The sequence below is a fragment of the Psychrobacter immobilis genome (assembly GCF_904846175.1).
Taxonomy (GTDB): Bacteria; Pseudomonadota; Gammaproteobacteria; order Pseudomonadales; family Moraxellaceae; genus Psychrobacter; species Psychrobacter immobilis_E.
The window spans coordinates 397,975-418,961 of record NZ_CAJGZM010000002.1; the positions used below are offsets into that span (position 1 = coordinate 397,975).

General features: G+C 43.2%; 16 protein-coding genes. 11 read left to right on the forward strand and 5 right to left on the reverse strand.

All coding sequences use genetic code 11. From position 1 onward, the window contains the following. Positions 1-50 precede the first annotated feature (50 nt). The 5 genes from JMW39_RS04200 to mmsB all read left to right on the forward strand — a co-directional run bounded on the left by JMW39_RS04200 (position 51) and on the right by mmsB (position 6,106). The gene (locus tag JMW39_RS04200) at positions 51-1,535 is read left to right on the forward strand and encodes a CoA-acylating methylmalonate-semialdehyde dehydrogenase (RefSeq protein ID WP_201544116.1); all 1,485 of its coding nucleotides are present in this window, start codon (positions 51-53) and stop codon (positions 1,533-1,535) included. Between the two features lie 202 nt (positions 1,536-1,737). Next, positions 1,738-2,898: an acyl-CoA dehydrogenase family protein gene (locus tag JMW39_RS04205; RefSeq protein WP_201544118.1), complete on the forward strand. Its 1,161-nt coding sequence runs from the start codon at positions 1,738-1,740 to the stop codon at positions 2,896-2,898. Between the two features lie 45 nt (positions 2,899-2,943). Continuing rightward, on the forward strand, positions 2,944-3,726 hold the full coding sequence (locus JMW39_RS04210; protein ID WP_201544120.1) for an enoyl-CoA hydratase: 783 nt from the start codon (positions 2,944-2,946) through the stop codon (positions 3,724-3,726). A gap of 57 nt (positions 3,727-3,783) precedes the next feature. Next, on the forward strand, positions 3,784-5,016 hold the full coding sequence (locus tag JMW39_RS04215) for an enoyl-CoA hydratase/isomerase family protein (protein WP_201544122.1): 1,233 nt from the start codon (positions 3,784-3,786) through the stop codon (positions 5,014-5,016). Between the two features lie 115 nt (positions 5,017-5,131). Next, a complete protein-coding gene (gene mmsB, locus JMW39_RS04220; RefSeq protein ID WP_201544124.1) occupies positions 5,132-6,106 on the forward strand; it encodes a 3-hydroxyisobutyrate dehydrogenase in 975 nt (324 codons plus the stop codon). Between the two features lie 139 nt (positions 6,107-6,245). Here mmsB and JMW39_RS04225 read toward each other — a convergent pair whose 3' ends face one another. Beyond that, positions 6,246-7,004 carry an IclR family transcriptional regulator gene (locus JMW39_RS04225; protein WP_201544125.1) on the reverse strand — a complete coding sequence of 253 codons (759 nt, stop codon included), beginning with the start codon at positions 7,002-7,004 and terminating at the stop codon, positions 6,246-6,248. 628 nt (positions 7,005-7,632) lie between these two features. On the opposite strand from JMW39_RS04225, the gene JMW39_RS04230 reads away from it, so the two are divergent. Next, complete coding sequence (locus JMW39_RS04230; RefSeq protein ID WP_201544126.1) at positions 7,633-8,505, forward strand: hypothetical protein; 873 nt, start codon at positions 7,633-7,635, stop codon at positions 8,503-8,505. Between the two features lie 122 nt (positions 8,506-8,627). Here the strand turns inward: JMW39_RS04230 and JMW39_RS04235 are convergent, their stop codons facing one another. After that, entirely contained in the window at positions 8,628-9,344 is a 717-nt protein-coding gene (locus JMW39_RS04235) for a 4'-phosphopantetheinyl transferase superfamily protein (protein WP_227679244.1), read from the reverse strand. 211 nt (positions 9,345-9,555) lie between these two features. After that, positions 9,556-10,074: a peptidoglycan-associated lipoprotein Pal gene (gene pal, locus JMW39_RS04240; RefSeq protein WP_201544127.1), complete on the reverse strand. Its 519-nt coding sequence runs from the start codon at positions 10,072-10,074 to the stop codon at positions 9,556-9,558. Positions 10,075-10,552: 478 nt separating this feature from the next. Between pal and pepN the strand changes: the two genes are divergently transcribed. After that, positions 10,553-13,168 carry an aminopeptidase N gene (gene pepN, locus JMW39_RS04245; protein WP_227679323.1) on the forward strand — a complete coding sequence of 872 codons (2,616 nt, stop codon included), beginning with the start codon at positions 10,553-10,555 and terminating at the stop codon, positions 13,166-13,168. Between the two features lie 137 nt (positions 13,169-13,305). On the opposite strand, the gene JMW39_RS04250 is transcribed toward pepN, so the two are convergent. After that, the gene (locus JMW39_RS04250; RefSeq protein ID WP_201544134.1) at positions 13,306-14,388 is read right to left on the reverse strand and encodes a 3-deoxy-7-phosphoheptulonate synthase; all 1,083 of its coding nucleotides are present in this window, start codon (positions 14,386-14,388) and stop codon (positions 13,306-13,308) included. A gap of 540 nt (positions 14,389-14,928) precedes the next feature. On the opposite strand from JMW39_RS04250, the gene lpxB reads away from it, so the two are divergent. Together lpxB and JMW39_RS04260 are read left to right on the forward strand one after the other, a co-directional pair. Beyond that, entirely contained in the window at positions 14,929-16,179 is a 1,251-nt protein-coding gene (gene lpxB / locus JMW39_RS04255; RefSeq protein WP_201544301.1) for a lipid-A-disaccharide synthase, read from the forward strand. Between the two features lie 92 nt (positions 16,180-16,271). Further along, the gene (locus tag JMW39_RS04260; RefSeq protein WP_201544136.1) at positions 16,272-17,147 is read left to right on the forward strand and encodes a ribonuclease HII; all 876 of its coding nucleotides are present in this window, start codon (positions 16,272-16,274) and stop codon (positions 17,145-17,147) included. Positions 17,148-17,283: 136 nt separating this feature from the next. On the opposite strand, the gene JMW39_RS04265 is transcribed toward JMW39_RS04260, so the two are convergent. Then, on the reverse strand, positions 17,284-17,949 hold the full coding sequence (locus tag JMW39_RS04265) for a DUF924 family protein (protein WP_201544138.1): 666 nt from the start codon (positions 17,947-17,949) through the stop codon (positions 17,284-17,286). Between the two features lie 90 nt (positions 17,950-18,039). Here JMW39_RS04265 and JMW39_RS04270 point away from each other — a divergent pair, with 90 nt between their 5' ends. Beyond that, positions 18,040-19,278: a carboxynorspermidine decarboxylase gene (locus JMW39_RS04270; protein WP_227679254.1), complete on the forward strand. Its 1,239-nt coding sequence runs from the start codon at positions 18,040-18,042 to the stop codon at positions 19,276-19,278. A gap of 271 nt (positions 19,279-19,549) precedes the next feature. After that, positions 19,550-20,824, forward strand: a complete 1,275-nt coding sequence (locus JMW39_RS04275; RefSeq protein ID WP_201544140.1) for a saccharopine dehydrogenase family protein — start codon at positions 19,550-19,552, stop codon at positions 20,822-20,824. Positions 20,825-20,987: the final 163 nt, after the last annotated feature.

Here is a 20,987-nt window from a genome sequence, read left to right on the forward strand (position 1 = left end):
CACGAAGACACCGTCACACGGCAGTCCGGTAAACAAGATAAGGAAATCTTATGCACCACGTTCAGCAGCTCATCAATGGTCAATTTGTTGATTCTAATACTAGCGAATGGATTGATATTACCGATCCTGCCACGCAGGAAGTCATCGCTAAAGTTCCGCAAACCACCGATGATGAGATTAACCAAGCAGTCGCGGCCGCTCAAACGGCTTTTCAAACTTGGCGAAAAACGCCAATTACCACCCGCGCCCGTATCTTCTTAAGGTATCAAGCATTGATACGTGAACATATGGACGAGCTGGCAGAAATCTTAACGGCCGAGCAAGGCAAAACGATTGCTGATGCGCGCGGTGATGTATTTCGTGGCTTAGAAGTGGTTGAGCATGCCGCTGGTATTGCTAACTTGCAGATTGGTGATTTCGTTGAAAACGTCGCCTCAGGCGTTGATACTTACAGCATTTGGCAGCCACTTGGCGTCTGCGCAGGCATTACACCGTTTAACTTTCCAGCGATGATTCCGTTATGGATGTTCCCAATGGCGATTGCCACGGGCAACACCTTTATCCTTAAGCCTTCTGAACAAGATCCTATGGTCACTATGCGTTTGGTTGAGCTAGCCGTTGAAGCGGGTGTGCCTGAAGGCGTACTAAACGTGGTTCATGGTGGCAAGGCGACGGTTGATGCTATTTGTGATCACCCAGACATCAAAGCGGTTTCATTTGTTGGCTCTACCAATGTCGGTAAACACGTCTATGAGCGTGCTAGTAAATCGGGCAAACGTGCTCAGTGTATGATGGGCGCAAAAAATCACGGTGTTATCCTGCCAGATGCCAATAAAGAGCAAACGCTTAATCAGCTAGCGGGTGCTGCCTTTGGTGCTGCTGGGCAACGTTGTATGGCGCTGTCAGTCGTGGTACTAGTAGGTGCAGCAGGTGAGTGGATTGATGATATCAAAGCCAAATCTGAAGGCTTGGTTGTATCAGCGGGTAAGCATGATAAAGATTTAGGTCCGCTGATTTCTCCTGCGGCAAAAGCCCGCGTCGAGCATTTGATTGGTACTGGTGTAGAAGAAGGGGCTAGTTTGATTCTTGATGGTCGCGGTATTACGGTTGAAGGTTATGAGAAGGGCAACTTTGTAGGACCTACTATCTTTGATAACGTCACTGCGGATATGCAAATTTATAAAGAAGAAATCTTTGGACCTGTACTGTGTATCATGCGTGCAGCCGACCTTGATGAAGCGATTGAGCTGCTAAATGCCAATCCACATGGTAATGGTACCGCTATCTTTACCCAGTCAGGGGCTGCTGCGCATAAGTTCCAACAGGATGTGCAAGTGGGTCAAATCGGTATTAACTTGCCAATTCCTGTGCCACTACCAATGTTCTCATTCTCAGGCTCGCGTGCTAGTAAACTTGGTGATCTCGGTCCTTATGGTAAGCAGGCTGTGCAATTCTATACTCAAACCAAGACCGTTACAGCGCGCTGGTTTGATGATGAGGCGAGCCGCGGGGTTAATACCACTATTTCAATTTAATCATTAATTCACTATATTAGCGGTGTAACGTCCATCTTGTTTACTATAGTTTTTTAAACATTAATGCATGATTTTGTGATTTTCGTTATGCCGCTGCTATTATGAGTGACATTCATAAGTGGCATTATAGAAGTGACTTTAAATTGATACTTTACTAAACTCTCTCCACCATATTTGCTTTTTTAAGCACAAGGATGACCCTATGGATTTTTCACTGACCGAAGATCAAATTGCCTTTCGCCAAACTGCCAGACAGTTTGCCCAAAGAGAGCTAAGGCCCAATGCGGCTGAATGGGATCGCACCTCGCATTTCCCAGTCGATGTGATTAAAAAATCAGGCGAACTTGGCTTTTTGGGGCTATATACCAATCCAGAATATGATGGTTTGGGATTGCCACGCTTAGACTCTGCCATGGTTTTTGAAGAACTGGCATGGGGTGATACGGCGGTTGCTGCCTATATGAGTATTCATAATATGGCGGGCTGGATGATCGGTGAGTACGGTAGTGATGCTTTGTGTAAGAAGTATTTGCCCAATATGGTCAGCGGTGAGTGGCTTGGTAGCTACTGCTTAACTGAGCCGAACGCCGGTTCTGATGCCGCATCGTTACGTACCAAAGCTGATAAGCAAGGCGACCATTACGTACTCAATGGGGAAAAAACCTTTATTTCAGGCGCAGGCTCGACCGATGTCTTAGTAGTGATGGCTCGCACAGGTGGTACAGGGCCAAAAGGCATTTCAGCTTTTTTAGTAGACGCTGATAGCGCCGGTATCGAGTATGGGAAAAATGAGCATAAAATGGGCTGGAAGGCGCAGCCAACGCGCACCATCAGCTTTAAAGACGTCAAAGTGCCAGTAGAGAATTTAATCGGCGATGAAGGCCAAGGTTTTCGTATCGCTATGAAAGGTTTAGATGGCGGTCGTATTAATATCGGTATCTGTGCAGTGGGTACCGCGCAGTCTGCACTAGAAACAGCAACCAATTACGTGCAAGAACGCAGCCAATTTGGTAGGCCGATTGCCAGCCTACAATCAGTACAGTTTAAACTGGCTGATATGCTCACTCAAACCATTACCGCACGGCAAATGCTGTATTTAGCGGCTAATAAAGTCGATAACAATGACGGGCAAGCATCTACCTACTGTGCTATGGCCAAGCGTCTTTCTACAGATCTTTGTTTTGATGTTGCTAACGAAGCCCTGCAATTACATGGTGGCTATGGCTATCTAAATGAGTATCCGCTTGAGCGCCATGTGCGAGATTTGCGTGTCCATCAGATTTTGGAAGGCACCAATGAGATTATGCGCGTGATAGTCTCGCGTCAGCTGCTACAAGATGATGCGTTAAGCCAATTACGCTAACCTGTTTTTATGAATAAAATGATTTTATGATAAGGATGTTTGATCATGACGGATTATACCAATCTTCAATTATCGATTGACGGTCATACTGCTACCGTGACATTGAACAACCCACCAGCTCATACATGGACGATGGAAAGTCTACCAGCGCTCAAGCAGCTGGTTTCTGACCTCAATGCGAATGATGATGTTTATGCCTTAATTATTCATGGCGATGGTGAGAAGTTCTTTTCAGCTGGTGCAGATTTAAATAATTTTGCAGATGGTGATAAAGGTCGTGCCATCAGCATGGCTATCGCTTTTGGTGAAGCGTTTGAAGCGCTATCAGCCTATCGCAGCGTTAGCATCGCGGTCATCAACGGTTATGCGATGGGTGGTGGACTTGAGTGCGCGCTGGCCTGTGATATCCGTATCGCAGAAGCGCATGCACAGATGGCATTGCCCGAGACAGGCGTTGGCTTATTGCCGTGCGCTGGTGGCACACAAAACCTGACTATGTTGGTTGGCGAAGGCTGGGCAAAGCGCATGATATTATGCGGTGAGCGCGTCGATGCTGATACCGCATTACGCATTGGTTTAGTCGAAGAAGTCACGGTAAAAGGTGGTGGTTTATTAGCGGCGCAAGCATTGGCGCAAAAAGTCGCTAAGCAATCACCTGTTGCCGTCAGTTGTTCTAAACAGCTTATCCAAGCGGCGAGAAACACCCCACCTGCCCAAAACCTTATCCATGAGCGCGAAGCTTTTGTTAAGTTATTCGACACCAAAGATCAGCGCGAAGGCGTGCAAGCATTCTTAGAAAAGCGCAAACCCACTTGGCAAAATAAATAGCCCGTAGGCATGTCTTAATATTTACTTTACTCATTTTAATTTTGGTAGGTCTCTTTTATGACAGCAGTAACAGAAAACAAAGAACAAGAAGCACCGGTATTGTTTAATACTGAGCCGACAGATTGTGGTCATTTAATTGGGATAATGACGTTAAACACGCCCAAATCTCTAAATGCCCTCAGCGTTGAGATGTGTCAGTTATTAGCCGAGCAGCTAGAGCAGTGGCAACGTGACGATCAGATAGTGGCATTGGTATTAAAAGGGGCGGGCGATAAGGCGTTTTGTGCTGGCGGTGATATCCGTAAGCTCTATGACAGTATGTCAGAGACAGCACCACTGCCAAACCCTTATGCGACAGAGTTCTTTGGTAGTGAGTACAACCTTTATCGACAGATGCACTTTTACCCTAAGCCGCTTATCCTGTGGGGTGATGGCATTATTATGGGTGGCGGTATGGGCTTGATGGCAGGTTGTAGTCATCGTCTGGTCACTGAGCGCACCCGTTTTGCGATGCCTGAGATTACCATTGGACTGTTCCCTGATGCCTCTGGCAGTTGGTTTTTGCAGCGTATGCCAGCTAAAACAGGTTTGTTCTTAGGGCTAACGGGTGCGATGTGTAATGGCAATGATGCCCTATTGGCCAATCTGGCAGAGTATGCCGTCGCCAGTGATGATTATGATGCCATCATCCAACGCCTAAAGCAGAGCGATTGGCAAGCCACAGCTGGTAGCACAGATCAATATCATAACAATATCGCCCATAGTATCGTGAGCCGCGCACTGGCAGCGCAACCAGTTGCTAAATTGCCTGCTAGTAAGCTTGCACAGCATTGGAGTGCTATCCAGCAGCTGATGAACAGCGGTGGCTTGGGAGATATTGATGCACTCCTACAAAGCGACGAAGCGCTTACACAACTTGATGCAGATTTTGCTGCCGACAGTTGGACGCAGCGAGCCGTAGCAACCTATCGACATGGCTGCCCAGTGACTGCAGCGCTGACCTATGCGCTTTATCATAAAGTCACTGACTTATCGCTAGAGCAAGTGCTGTATTTAGAGGCTAACGTAGCCGTACATTGTGCGGCCAATCCTGACTTTAAAGAAGGCGTACGTGCGCTACTGATTGATAAAGACCGTAATCCACAATGGTCGCGTTCACTAGCAGACTGTCTCAGCACCGAAGGGCAAGCATACATTCATCAGCATTTTGTGAATCCTTATGCTAAAGGTGAGCATCCCTTAGATAATTGGTTGGGTGACGAAGCGTTAGGTAGCCAGCTTGTGCGCTAAAGGCTTGTATGCTCATTATAAAAATCAGGTATAAATTAAGAAACGTAAGACTCTATGTAGCACTGTCTACATACATATATGTATAAATAATAAGCAATCATCAAGGAGCGATGAGATGGGTACAAAGGATACAGATCTAAGTAATCAAGAAACAAAGAATACGGTTACGACCAATAGCAATACTGCCAAGCCAAATATATCCTTTATTGGTCTTGGTAATATGGGTGCACCGATGGCAGAAAACTTGTTAAAGGCAGGTTATATGCTCTCTGTCTATGACTTGTCTGAGGAGGCGAGCAAACGTTTAGAACAAGCAGGTGCTAGTGTGGCTGATAACCCTAAAGACGCTGCGCGTAATGCGCAAGTCGTCATTAGTATGTTGCCTGCGGGCAAGCACGTCCATTCTGTTTATTTAGGCGATGATGGAGATAACGGCTTATTAGCAGAACTACCAAAAGGCACATTAGTCATCGATAGCAGTACCATCGCAGCAGCTGATGCAAGATTGGTAGCAGAAGCAGCAAGTAAGCTTGGTATCGACTTTTTAGATGCACCAGTCTCCGGCGGTACGGGCGGCGCCATCGCTGGTACGTTAACCTTTATTGTCGGTGGTAGTGAAGATGCATTTGCTAAAGCCGGACCGATACTCGCTGTTATGGGCAAGAATATCTTTCATGCTGGCGACCATGGTGCCGGACAAGTGGCGAAAATCTGCAACAACATGCTGTTAGGTATTCTAATGGCGGGAACGGCAGAGGCGATTAACTTAGGAGTCAAGAACGGTTTAGACCCTAAAGTGTTGTCAGATATTATGCTACAAAGCTCAGGTCGTAACTGGACGTTAGAGGTCTATAACCCTTATCCGCAAGTGATGGAAAATGTCCCCTCTAGCAATGGTTATAAAGGCGGCTTTATGAGTAAGCTGATGCAAAAGGATCTTAACCTTGCTATGCAAACGGCTCAGGATACCAATGTTGAGACGCCAATGGGAGCCAAAGCGACAGAGCTTTATGAAGCACATACGGTAGAAAATGGCGATAAAGATTTTTCTAGTATTATGGCGCGTCATGATAGTTCGGTATTGTCTTAATGCTCCAAACACTTAAAATGATTAATCAATTTTGAATAGAGTGTGTTTGCTAATTGTCATCATTCTATCAACAAAGTATAAAAAAGGTCTGCGCTAGTTTTATAGCGCAGACCTTTTTTTATTTAGCAATATACAGATTTTAGTTTTGTAGCTCATACACCAACGCCTGAATATCCTGCGCTGCCGTTTGCAAACGCGGCACGTGTGTCATTAGCTCATCTAATGACACACGGATGGTTGGGGCATGAATATATAAGGATGCTAAATAGCGTGATTTTTTATCCAATACCGGTACCGACACCGCGACCATCTCTGAGATAAACTCTTCGTTATCGATACCGATACCCGTCTCAGCGATACTATCAAGCTCGGCATTTAACGCATCAATATCAGTAATCGTATTCTTGGTGAATTTATCTAGCGGTAGGCCTTGCAGTATTTTAGCGCGGCTAGTCGCAGATAATTGGCTTAGATACAACTTACCCGTGGCCGTACACCACATCGGTGATTTTGCGCCTACAGGGAGATAAATTTGCAAGGGTAAAGAGGTGTTAGCTCGATTGGTATACATCATGTCCATTTGATAAGGAATGGCAATACCACAGGTCTCTTTAATCTCATCAACCAATTTGTGCAGAATTATCTGACGCTCATTAAAGAATTGACGCTGTTGCCAAAGCTCGACGCTCAAATTACGTACCCGCTTGCCAGGAATAATACCGCCGCCAATATCGACGGTAACAAACCCTTCATCAACCAAATTTTGAATCAATCGATGAATAGTAGGTTTTGGGATATCAAGCTCTTGCGACAGCTCAAGTGGTGAGAGGGGTTTAGAAGCGTAAGAAACCGCTTCGATAATCTCTAACACACGGGTAATCGACGATACTTTAGGCATATAAATGGCTCGATAAGAAGAATAAGTATAAAACAAAGAACAAACGAACATGGAATCAGTCAGTTAAAAGCCGATAAATATAAGGGCTAAAAACAAATCTATTATTAAGTCTAATTTAGCATAATATAGCGCTTAGACAAGCTTATATCTCATTATATATAAACACATTTATGTACCATACCGATTTCCTACATGGTCGTACTTTTGGCCTATCTGTTTTTTAGGTAATCTGTGGTTTAGGTAATGTTAGATACGTTAACTCACAAACGAAAACAAACTGTAGTAATAAACTCTATAACTGTAATTGAGTTAATGTGTGAGGTAGGTCATTATACTGACATGTTTTGTAATACCTTTACATGAGCGTTAAGCAATTCAATATTCATGTTTGTACTATTCGGTTGCTTTGAGAGTGTTGTGTAACAGGAACGCGAAGTTTTACCGGTTGGTGTAGCAATTATTACAATATCTATGCAATCTTTACATAACGGCAAATAAAAAGCGCATCCATGGGGGTGACTTTTGGAGCCAAAATTGTTTTAATCAGCTCAACAAAAATGGTCGTTTAAAAAGAAGCTAAATTATCATTTTTTATGGGCGAGTTATTTCACACTTTAGGAGAGTATTTATGAAACTTATTAAATTGACAGCTATCTCTGCTGCTGTTTTAGCATCAAGTGCTGCATTAGCAGCTGAGCCAGTTATCGTTGTAGACGGTAATGACGCAGTTGTATACGAAGCTGAACCAGTAGCTGTTGCTTATGAAGTACAACCTGCTTATGCATATAATGCTGATGCTGGTGTTGTACGTAATACTACTGGTGCTGTTGTTGGTGGTACTAAAACTTTCTTCCAAACGGTTACTCATCCAGCTGCTATCAGCGCTGAAGTTGGTACACTAGGTTATGGTGCTAACATCGGTTGGGCACTTAACGACAAAACTGAACTACAAGCTGGTTGGGCAGGCGGCGATGTTGCTGACCTATTCGGCGGTGATTTTGACGCTGGTGATGTAAACTATGACGTTGATGCAGATTTTAGCAACCCGTACTTAGGCGTACAATTACGTCCTATGGCGAACTGGTTCACAATGGGTGCTGGTATCATCGTACCTGATAACGACCTTGATGTAACTGCAAATGCTGATGGTGGTTTCTTTAAAATTGATGGTCAGCAATATAATTCTGCTGATGTAGGTACCCTTCAAGGTACTATGGAACACCGTAACAAGTTAGCACCTTACGCTACTATCGGTTTCCGTCCTAATATCACTAACAACTTTGGTTTGTTTGGTGAAATCGGCGCAGCGTACATGGGTCAAACTGATGCAACCGTTCGTGCACAGGATCCTAACAGTGTAGTTAACTATGTAGATGCAAACGGCAATAAGCTTACTACTACTGCTGGCCAAGTTGCTTCTAAAGCAGAAAAAGAGCTAGAAGATAAAGATTGGTTAGAGTGGATGCCAATTGTTAAAGTTGGTGCAACTTACCGCTTCTAAGCTAATTACAGTTTAAATACTGTTTTTAGAAGAAAAGTAAGTAAATAAAGAACGATCCTTTCGAGGGTCGTTTTTTTTGGTCTAAAATAACTTAGCGCAACTTTGATTGAATTAAAAAATCGTTAATGAACAATCACGGTTTGTTGATAGAGTGACAGAGTAATATAGTAATTGCTTTTGTTATCGCTAAATACCAGTAAAGGTGAATTGCTTGTAGCGCCACGTATTAAATCAGCAATGAGATAGGAATAATCCATTCCTAAACCTTGCGCCAGCTTATATTGATAAATCTTGATAAAACTTTCTTTTATTTGCCATAGTAACTTAGCGATAATATCTCGTTGAACAGTTGGTAGAGTTTGCAATATGGCTATCTCATTGGCATGGTAAAAACGCTGCGCGACTTGCCATTTAACATTATTAAGTTCTATATCGATGCCTGCAGTGCGATGACAACTAATGACAACCGCGATTTTATTGTTTAAATTTTCAAATACTTTTTCATTCTTATGTTTATGAGTAGCGAATTTACTGCTTGCCCCAGTATGGCTAAAACACACGTAATATTGACTGTCAACAAGTCGATAAGGGAAGATTGTATCGTCCAAACTGTCAATAATATTTAGATTATCAAGTAGTGACTGTAATAAAAGGCGCACGCCAGCGCGTTGTTGCAGGCGATGATGATAGGCGGTTTCGCGTGCAGATGGAGCTGGTGAATTACTCAATAAATCCACGCGATTTTGAGAGAAAGGTGCAGTTACTTCAGCTGTCGCGCACCATGTCATGGGGTTGAGCTGAGTATATTGAATATTATGTAAGTTTAAGGTTTGCATCATTTATTTATAGTAAAGGCTGATAGCTTATAGTGGTTAAGAGATTTGGTTTTTGGGGTTTTATGATTGGTTATGATTATAAATTCTCAGAATCTCAGGTCTTTTGTAAACTCATCTTAGCGTAATAGAATAAAAAAAGCCCAACAATATGATTGCTAGGCTTCTTAGTGCTAAAGAATGAATACTAATAAATTCTTATTGAATGGCTACTATATTAGTAAGACAACTCAGCACGGCGGTTTTGTGCATAGGCATCTTCATTCGTACCGGCAGCAGCAGGACGCTCTTCACCGTAGCTAATAACACGGATATTATTTGCCGCAACGCCTTGGGCAGCTAGGTAATCACGGGCGGCTTGGGCACGGCGCTCACCTAGAGCGATATTATATTCACGGCTACCGCGCTCATCGGTGTGACCAGCGATAACAACACCGGCGTTTGGATTTGAGCTTAGTAGGCTTGCATGTTGATTTAATACGCCAGCGGCTTGTGAGGTAATTTCACTGCTATCAAAAGCAAAGTAAACCACTGCTTGTAGATTTTCGGCACCAGTAATAACAGCATTTGAGTTGCCAACGATAACTGCGCCGTTATAACCCGCTTGACCACCTGGGATACCTAGTGGGGCAACCACAACTTCTGAAGTCGCGCGTTTGTTAGCACAACCTGAAGCTAGTACTAAAGCGCTTGATAATACTGCTAGGGCAGCGATTTTTGAAAAACTTGTTGACATAATGAGCTCCTAAAATTTTAATGATATTTGTTGTTGTAAACTGCTTTTAGTAAAACTTAGGCAATTGCTATCTATCATATACTAAATGTTACTTTATGTAAGTACTATTACTGTAAATAATTCGAGAACTTACATAGAGATATGTAGATTTTAATTAAAGTTTTGTCCTTTAATCTTAGTGTTGATGTAATAATCAATATTACGATGAGCGAAGAGTAGAGCAGGAGTATTTAAATCGATTTTATTGATCATCGTACTTGAAATTTGGTGCTTTAGGTCAATGTAGCTAGGTGTCACTAAAAATTTAACTTTAATGTAATTTGCACTCATTGATGACTCGCTTGAAAGTAACTGATCATACGTTTTTATCGTATATTTTTTTATCACAATCTTTTTTATCAAAAGCTTTTTACCATAAATAATAATAGGAATATCTATGTCCGCCACTGAAACCGCTGCTCAAATTATTAATCCTGACATGCCAGATGTGCCGCCACATGCCCCAAGTAAAATTCATTTAAAAGATTATAAACCACCAAGCTTTGATGTCGTAACCGTTGATTTGGATATTAAGCTATTTGATGATCATGCCATTGTAGATAGTACCTTGGTGATGCAACGTCAGACTGACGGCGACTTGGTGCTGTATGGCGAAGCGCTTGAGCTGATGTCTATTAAGCTTAATGATGAGCCGCTTGCTAGTGAGCGCTATACGCAAGCGGATGGCACATTAACCATTACCGATGCGCCAGAAAACACCAGATTACAGCTGCAAGTACGCATCCATCCGCATACCAATACGGCGCTTGAAGGCTTATATATTGCCGGCAGTGGTGACGATACTATGTTTGTCAGCCAGTGCGAGCCAGAGGGCTTTCGCAAGATTACCTTTTATCCAGACCGCCCTGATGTGCTAGCGATATTTACCACACGCTTGGAAGCCGATAAGCGTTTTCCAACGCTATTGAGTAATGGTAATTTGCTCGAAGCAGGTGAAGTGGTGGATGCGCCTGAGCGTCACTATGCTGTTTGGCAAGACCCGACCAATAAGCCAAGCTATTTGTTTGCTTGCGTTATCGCTGACTTAGATGTATTGACTGACAGCTATACGACCAGTGAAGGGCGTGAGGTAATGCTTGAGCTCTATGCGAAGTCTGAAGATATCGATAAATGTGCTGTCGGTATGCAAGCTTTAAAAGACTCGATGCAATGGGATGAAATCAATTATGGCCGCGCCTATGATTTAGACCGTTATATGATTGTTGCCGTGAGTCAGTTTAATATGGGCGCGATGGAAAATAAGGGTTTAAATATCTTTAATACCGCTTGTGTCTTGTCTAGTCCTGAGACAACCACAGATTCGCGCAGCTTTAGTGTTAAATCTATCATTGCCCATGAATACTTTCATAACTGGACGGGCAATCGCATCACTTGCCGTGATTGGTTTCAGCTGTGTTTAAAAGAAGGCTTTACCGTTTATCGGGATCAATCGTTCTCAGCCGATCAGCAATCCAGTGCCGTCCAGCGTATCGATGATGTGGCAACCTTGCGCGCGCATCAGTTTGCCGAAGACGCAGGACCGTTAGCGCACCCTGTACGCCCTGAGAGTTTCGTTGAGATTAATAACTTTTATACCACGACGGTTTATGAAAAAGGTGCTGAAATCGTGCGTATGATTGCTAATACGCTAGGTCCAGATAATTTCCGTAAAGGTACGGATGAGTATTTCCGTCGTTATGATGGGCAAGCGGTCACGGTTGAAGACTTTTTGTCAGCGCTCAGTATTACCGATAGCAAAATTGAAGACTTTATCGACTGGTATCGTCAGCCCGGTACGCCTGTGGTGTCTGGGCACCAAGATTATGACAGCGCGGCGCAGACATTGACCATTACTTTGAGTCAGCAAACCCGTCAGGTTGCAGGTTTCGATGCACCAAAACCATTGCCAATACCCGTAGCGACCGCACTATTTGATAAAGATTCTGGTGCTATCGTCGCTGAGCGTATGCTGTTACTCGATCAAGCAACGCAAACCTTTACTTTCGAAAATGTAGTAAGCGAGCCAGTAGTATCCCTGCTACGTGATTTTAGTGCGCCAGTACAGCTTAATTATGATTATCAAGATGAAGATTTGGCATTTTTGCTAAAATATGAGAACAATGGTTTTAATCGCTGGCAAGTGACGCAAATGCTCGTTAATCGAATTTTGCTGCAAGGTCAAGGCGCTAAAAGCAGCCCTGAGGTATATTTGCAAGCAGTGGCGCAGACCTTACCGGAGTTGGCTGCTAGTGATGCGATGTTGGCAGCACGTTTGCTTGATATTCCATCAGCGCCAGAGTTGGCATCTGCCATTCACAAAGACTATGATCCAGAGCTGGTAAAAGCACAGCGTGAAGGCTTATATCAACAGCTAGCCTTAGCGTTAAAAGACCAGTGGACAGCGCTTTATAAACAGCTACCCATACAGGCTTATGAAGATAGTGCTGAAGCTCGTGGCACCCGCGCTTTACGTAATGTGGTGTTAGATATGGCATTGACCGCCGATATTGCCGATGCAGCTGAATGGGCGCAACAACAGTATGATAATGCCAGCTGTATGACAGAACGTTTTGGTGCGTTAAAAGCGATGGTCAATCATCAACTGGCAAACGCTGATGAGTATTTGACGGACTTTTATAATCGCTTCCAAGATGATGATTTGGTCATAGATTTATGGTTCAGTGTGCAAGCCTCTGCCGATACGGTTACGCCTGATGGGATGCAATCATTGCTTAAGCATGCAGACTTTGATTGGAATACGCCCAACCGTGTACGTTCGGTCATCAGTGCCTTTACCTCGCAGCCAACGGTCTTATGGACAGATGAAGGCTTAGATATTTATATTGCTGTGATTAAAAAGCTAGATGATACCAACCCTGTGTTAGCCTCACGCTTATTACAAGTGCTGGCACGTTGGAATACCTTGGCTGAACCACGTCGTCAAATGGCGCATGAGCAGTTGATTGAACTGCAAAAGCAAGCGACTTCTAAGCATGTAATTGAAAGCTTAAACAGTGTTTTAGGTGCGGCAACTGAAGGTTCTGCAAGTGCGTAAAGAGCAGTACTTTATAAGTTAATGCTTATAAAGGAAGATTAATAAGTTAGAAAGTACAAAAAAGCCCGTCTGATATCTAATATCAAACGGGCTTTTTTATTGAGTGGTCAATAAGGATTTATTATGACCAATCGTTATTAACGATTCGGCAATACGTCTTTAACCATATCACGTAGATTGTGCATGGCAGTGACCGTACTATCCCAATCTAAGCAACCATCGGTGATAGACTTGCCATACTCAAGCTGGCTCAAATCAGCTGTCAGCTTTTGATTGCCGCCTTTTAGATGGCTCTCTATCATCAGACCGATGATAGATTTATTACCGTTTTTAATCTGCTCGGCAACGTTTTGGATGACCATTGGTTGCAGATATGGGTCTTTACCCGAGTTGGCATGGCTTGAGTCAATCATAATCTTACTATTGGTTTTGCCTTTTGCTAGCTCGTTTTCAACTTGCGCAACAGCCGTTTCATCATAGTTAGGCTTGCCATCACCACCGCGTAGTACCACGTGTGCATAAGGGTTGCCTTTTGATTTGATGATAGAAACTTTACCATCTGCTGATAAGCCAAGGAAGCTATGACCTTCTTTTACTGCTTGCATAGCATTAACAGCAACCGTCATACCGCCATCTGTACCGTTTTTAAAGCCAACTGGGCACGATAAGCCTGAGCTCATTTCACGATGCGTTTGGCTTTCGGTCGTACGAGCACCAATCGCTGACCAGCTAATCAAATCCTGCATGTATTGCGGCGTATTTGGGTCTAACGCTTCAGTGGCGCACGGCAGACCTTTTTCATTCAAATCAAGCAGTAGCTTACGGGCAGTACGCAGACCTTTTTCGATATCAAAGCTATCGTTCATATCAGGGTCGTTAATCATGCCTTTCCAGCCAACTGTGGTACGCGGCTTCTCAAAATAGACACGCATCACAACGAAGATGCTGTCTTCAATCTCTTTTGCCAATACGGCTAAGCGATCGGCATATTCGTGCGCGGCTTTAATATCGTGAATAGAGCAGGGACCAATAACCACAAATAGACGCTTGTCTTTACCATCTAAGATATCTTGGATGGTATTGCGACCTTTTAAGACCGTGTTATAGGCGTCTTTCGACAAAGGTAGCTCAGACTTTAGCTCAGCGGGAGTGATTAAAGGAATGAATTTTTCAATATTCACGTCGTCAATATCTGCATTATGGGTAACTGGTGTTGTCATGATTATATATCGTCTAGCTGATTTATAGGGAGTTTCATTATGCGGACAAAAGCGCCGGTTGACAAGGGCAGTCGTGCAGTTAATTGACTGCTAACTGGAATGCTGAGGCTAAAACTTCGTTATCATTGCCAAGTCTGAGCGATATATTGAGGCTAACAAAGATCAAAATGACATTTGGTTTTCTCTGTTATTACTCAATGAGCGTCAAACCTGTGCACAGTGTTTATCGAGCTTTTATTGGCTAATTTAGCTATTTTCAGCACTGTCACGTATGATGAGCTTATAAATAACCAAATTTGAGCCTTATAAATTAAGCTTATAGCTCATAAATGCTACTAAAGTAGCTGTTAATGGGTATGTTATGAGCGATTGCATATACTATATTTTATAATACTCATATTGTATTCTTTGTACTATTTTAACTGTACTGCTTTGATTGTACTAACTTGATATTGAGAGCTTGTCATGACAGATTCTGCTATGCCTCACCAACCTTCTGATTTTACGTCAGCACTTGACGCCTATAATGCTTATGATGAAATGCCTGAGGTAACGGCTGCGTCATTGGTAATAGGTATCGTCGCTGGTGAAGTGTCAGGTGATAGCTTGGGCGCAGATTTTATGCAGCAGATGAATAACCTACGTGATGATATCATTTGGGTCGGTGTAGGCGGCGCAAAGATGCAAGCGCAAGGGCTGCAAAGTATCTTTCCCTTATCACGTTTGGCGGTGATGGGTTTGGTCGAAGTGGTCGCACAATTACCGGACTTACTCAGAGCGCGCCGAGAACTGTTAGCAGCATTTAAAACGGCAAATATTGATTGGTTTATCGGTATCGACGCCCCTGATTTTAATTTAAGAGTGGCTAAAAAATTAAAGCCGCAAGGGGTGTTCTGCGTACAATATGTCAGTCCCTCTATTTGGGCTTGGCGTGAGTCGCGTATTCATAATATTAAAGCGGCAACCAATCTGGTGCTTTGCCTATTCCCATTTGAGCTGCCAGTTTATGAGCGTCATAATCATCCAGCAATTTGTGTCGGTCATCCGCTACTACGCACTATTGATCAGACGTTGCTAGAGACACCCATCAATCAGCGCCGTAGTGAATTGGTCTGGCATAATGATGGTTTGCAGCAGTTTTTTATCGACCGCTTTGATGATGTCAGTCAGCTTATCTGTGTCATGCCAGGCTCTAGACGTGGTGAAATTACCGCTATTTTGCCATTGATGCTCGATGGTATTCAAAAGCTGATTTTATTGGACCCAAAGCTGTGCTTTATCATTCCAACGGTCGATCAAAATCATCAATATATCGTACAAGATGTCATTGATAAGCGCTCAGAGCAGCTGCGAGCAGCGATTGTGGTGGTCTATGATGATAGCCAGCCAGCCTTTAGTCAGCAGGCGATGGCGGCATCAGACATGGTGATGCTAGCATCGGGTACAGCAACCTTGGAAGCCATGCTACTTGAGCGTCCAATGGTGGTGATTTACCAGTTAAATCAGCTGACTTATCAGATTGCCAAGCGTTTGGTCAAAGTTCCTTATGTCGGCTTACCCAATATTTTGGCAGATAGCGCGATTGTGCCAGAGCTTATCCAAGAGCAGGCGAGTGGCGATAATATCTGTCGTACCGTGATGCGTCTGTTGCAGCCACGCGCGTATGCCGAGCAATTAAAAGCACTCATTGATACCAAGTATTTATTACAACAACAGAGCAATCATGACCCTGCTAATAGCGTGATTGAGCAGTGGTTCTTACAACACAATCATCAATCCCAAGCTCACTAAACCAAACCCAAATTCACTAAGCATCGGTAAAGTAGCTCCAATATTGTTTGAACAACACTTCAATTTATTAATAAATAAGACATTACAATTTTATGAGTAACCAATACTGCAGCGAAAATCCTTTCACGCCAATCAACCTTCTTATTGAGCAAGTAGATATTAAAGGCCAGTATATTCAATTGGCGGCACCGATACAGTTATCTGGTCAGTTGAATATTGCTGAGCTATTGACGCAATATCCGATAAATATAGAAGACATGCACCCATCTCCACTACAAATTGGTGTTGATGAGGCAGGGCGTGGACCTCTGCTAGGAAGCGTCAATGTGGCGGCTGCGATACTACCTACAACTTGGTCAGGTCTAATTGAAGCACAGCCACTCAAAGGCACGCCGTTATCTATATTGACAGATTCTAAGCAGCTGAGTGAAAAAAAACGCGACATTCTTTATCCATTAGTACAGCAGCATGCAGTCGGGCACATCGTCGCTGATATACCCGCAGCGGTCATCGACCAAGTGAATATCTTGCAAGCAACGATGCTAGGTATGCGTTTATGCTCAGAGATATTAGTCAAGATGGTTGTCAAGCACCTTAATATGGCGCATGAAAAGCAGTTTGAGGTGTTGATTGATGGCAATCGCTGTCCAGATTTAGATTATGCAAGCCTTGCTAAACTTGGTATAAAAGAGTCAGTAATTGACTGTCAAGCTTGGGTGAAAGGTGATGCACGTCATACCAGTATTGCCGCAGCCAGTATCTTAGCGAAAGTAAGCCGTGACAAAACCATGTATGCACTTGACGCTGAGCATCCTGAATTTGGCATTGCCAAGCATAAAGGCTATCCGACTCGCGCTCACATGGAGGCAATCGTAAAATATGGCGTATTAACCGCGCATAGACGTAGTTTTGCACCCGTTAAAAAAGCGCTCGAAAACGTAGCACATACCGAAAAGGACAAGAGGTAGGTTGTTAAAACGTTTAGTAGAATAGCCTAAGTAAAAATTTGCTATCATTTAAATATAAAAACCACCTATTTATAATAAATAGGTGGTTTTTATTTCATCGTTCAATAGTAAGAATGTCTTAAAGCTGAAGAAATACTTAAAAAGACGAGTTCGGCTGCTCCAAGAAAGCTTCTTCTTCGTCAGTGGATTCACGATCTAAGATGTCATTACGATGTGGGTAACGGCCAAATTTTTCAATAATGTCTTTATGGCGATGCTCGAATTCTAACGTGTCGGCATCATTTAATTGTTCAAACAGAGGTAGGTAGCGTTTATGAATCATCGCTGATTCAGAATGCATAAAAGGCATGATAATAAATTTACGCCACTGCGCCGGTAGTTTATCAAAATGCGGCTGCCCAATAGCTTCTTGTGCCAATACTACGGCCATGCTGTCTTGCGCAAAAGCATCCGCTTGACCACGACATAAATTACGCGAAAACTGATCCAAAACGATGATTTCTGCCAAACGTCCCGCCAAAGCGGTGATTGAGCTATTGCTATCCGTCAGCGCTTCTGCGATACGCCACGTCACACATTCGCCTCGTTTAGCCGCTTGCCAAATATCAGCAAATTTGTCTTTTATTTGCTTATCAAAAGCATCATTTTGCGCAAACCAATACTGCTCATTGTCTTTATCGAACCAAAAGTCCAACACCGCACGCGCATCAGCAGGAAGATGCTCTAAACTGATGTTTTGCGGATCGAGATGCGATAGGTTGGTTGGGTTTTTAGCAGTCGAATAATCGGTCGAGAGTGCCATAAGATATTCTAATTATGATGAATTTAGTCTACTATAGCGCAATTATTTAGGTCTGTCATGATACCGACCTCAGCTATTAGGTAACCTCTTATGAATACAAAAACCCCGTTAGAAACCAGTCACTCATCTTTGCCAGCAACGCCATATTATCTGCTTGATGAAGCGGCAATCGTTGCTAATATGAAAATTATCGCGCGTCTGTGCGAGCTATCAGGCGCTAAAGCCTTACTCGCCCTTAAATGTTTTGCGACTTGGGGTGTGTTTGATGTTATGCAGCCTTATCTGCATGGTACGACGTCATCTTCGCTCAATGAAGTCAGACTTGGCTACGAGACTTTTGGTAAAGGTAAAGACAGTTATAATAAAAAAGAAACTCATGCTTACAGCGTCGCTTATAGCGCGGATGAGATTGATGAGGTATTAAACTATGCCGATAAAATTATTTTTAATTCTATTTCACAGTTGAATGCATTTAAGGATCAAGCCGCGGCAAAAAACATTCCAGTTGGGCTGCGCTTAAATCCAAAGACCAGCAACTCGTCCTTTATTATCGCTGACCCTGCGCGTCCTTTTAGCCGTTTGGGTGAGCATGATAAAGATAAGATTACTGCCGTACTTGCTGATATCACTGGGGTTATGATTCATAACAACTGTGAAAATGATAGCTTTGAGGCGTTTAGCGCAAGCTTAGCGGATATCGAAGACAGATTTGGTGAGATGTTGGCGCAGCTCGAATGGGTGAGCTTGGGCGGTGGTATTCACTTTATTGCGCCTGATTATCCACTAGAAAAACTTGCTGAGAGATTAAAAGGCTTTAGCGAAAAATATGGCGTACAAGTCTATCTTGAGCCGGGTGAGGCGAGCATTCATGGCGCTGGGTCATTGGTGACGACGGTATTAGATACCATGCACAATGAAAAAAACTTGGCTGTAGTAGATTCATCAATTGAAGCGCATATGCTGGATTTGCTAATTTACCGTGAGTCAGCGCCGATAGTGGCTGTTAATAGTGATTTAATTAATATTGCCTCTCTTGATATCGACCCTACCAATATCGCACCCATCAGCAAGAATGCTCAATCAGCTGATAATACGATTATCTATGGTCGTTCTTGTTTGGCAGGCGATATCTTTGGTGAATATGTCTTGCCAAATAATCTAAAAATAGGTGACACCGTGACCTTTGGCAATGCTGCAGGATATACCATGGTGAAGAAAAACTGGTTTAACGGCGTTAATATGCCAGCGATTGTTATCCGTCGTTTAGATGGCAGTATCGATATCCAGCGTGAATTCGATTATCAAGATTACAAAGCAAGCTTGTCATAACACTATTATGCTCGGGATTATTAAATGACACTGCCAAACAACTATCTAGAAATGAGGATTGTTCTCGAATTTTCTAAGTTATGTTGTAATTTTTGCCGAAAAGTAAGTAAAAATTGTTATAATTGCCATTGGCAAATGCAGTAAGGTTTGTCTAACGGGTGCGTGGGTTTTCCTCGGTCTTCCTTTTTAATTCACGCATATCATTCACTCGTTTCTGTTTTGCATAGCCAATATCAATGGTATCGACAGGGACACAAAGGAGGATTGTTCTTTGAACACAAACCAACAAGCTAAACCAAGCAAAAAAGATGTACTCATCATTGGTGCAGGCGGTGTCGCACAAGTGGTCGCGCATAAATGTGCGATGCATAACGACGTACTTGGCGAGATTCATATTGCCTCCCGTACTCAAGATAAATGCGATGCCATTGCCCAAAGCGTCATAGAAAAAAGCAGCTTTAAGCAGCCTGCGGTATTACATACGCATCAAGTTGATGCGTTGGATACCCAGGCGCTGATACAGCTGATCCAAGACACGGGTATTCAAATCGTGATCAATGTCGGTTCGGCATTTGTGAATATGACCGTGTTAGAAGCCTGTATTGAGACAGGCGTGGCTTACATCGATACTGCTATTCATGAAGATCCTCGCAAGATTTGTGAAACGCCGCCATGGTATGAGAACTACGAATGGAAGCGTAAACAGCGCTGTGCGGACAATAATGTCACGGCAATCTTGGGTGCAGGATTTGATCCCGGTATGGTCAATGCCTATGCACGTCTTGGCTATGACATGATGGATGCAGGTTCAGTCACTGATATTGATATTATTGATATCAATGCGGGCAGCCACGGTAAATATTTCGCCACCAACTTTGATCCTGAGATTAACTTCCGTGAATTCACCGGTACGGTTTATTCTTGGCAGGACAACAAGTGGCAGTCGAATAAGATGTTTGAAGTGAAGCGTACCGATGATTTGCCAGTCGTTGGTGTGCAAAACAGTTACTTAAGTGGTCATGACGAGATTCATTCCTTATCAGCCAATTTAGATGTGCCAAATATTCGTTTTTGGATGGGCTTTGGTGAGCATTATATCAATGTGTTTACTGTGCTCCAAAACCTAGGTCTATTGTCTGAGCAGCCGGTGATGACTGCTGAAGGGCAAGAAGTGATTCCGCTGAAAGTGGTCAAAGCAGTACTGCCGGATCCAAGTTCGCTAGCGCCAAACTATACGGGTAAGACCTGTATCGGTGACAAGGTTAAAGGCACAATTAACGGTGTTGATAGCGAGGTGTTTATTTATAACATCTCCGATCATAAAGACGCTTATAACGAAGTCGGTAGCCAAGGCATCTCTTATACTGCTGGCGTGCCACCTGTCGCTGCTGCGATGTTAGTCGCGACTGGCGAGTGGGATGCGGGCAAAATGGTCAACGTTGAAGAGCTTGATGCTAAACCATTTATCAACTTGCTAAATGAGATTGGTTTGCCAACGCGTATCAAAGATAGCAACGGCGATAGAGCGCTTGAATTTGATATTTAAATTCTTGCGTTAGCTTTTATTGTCTGTTAAATAAAAAGCATCCTATTGAGCCATGGCTTGATAGGATGCTTTTTTGTGTGGCTACTTCTATCATAAAAATAATTGCTATGAATGGTATAAGGAAAATTGTCGCGCTAGACAGTAATTTTCTTAAAAATCATGC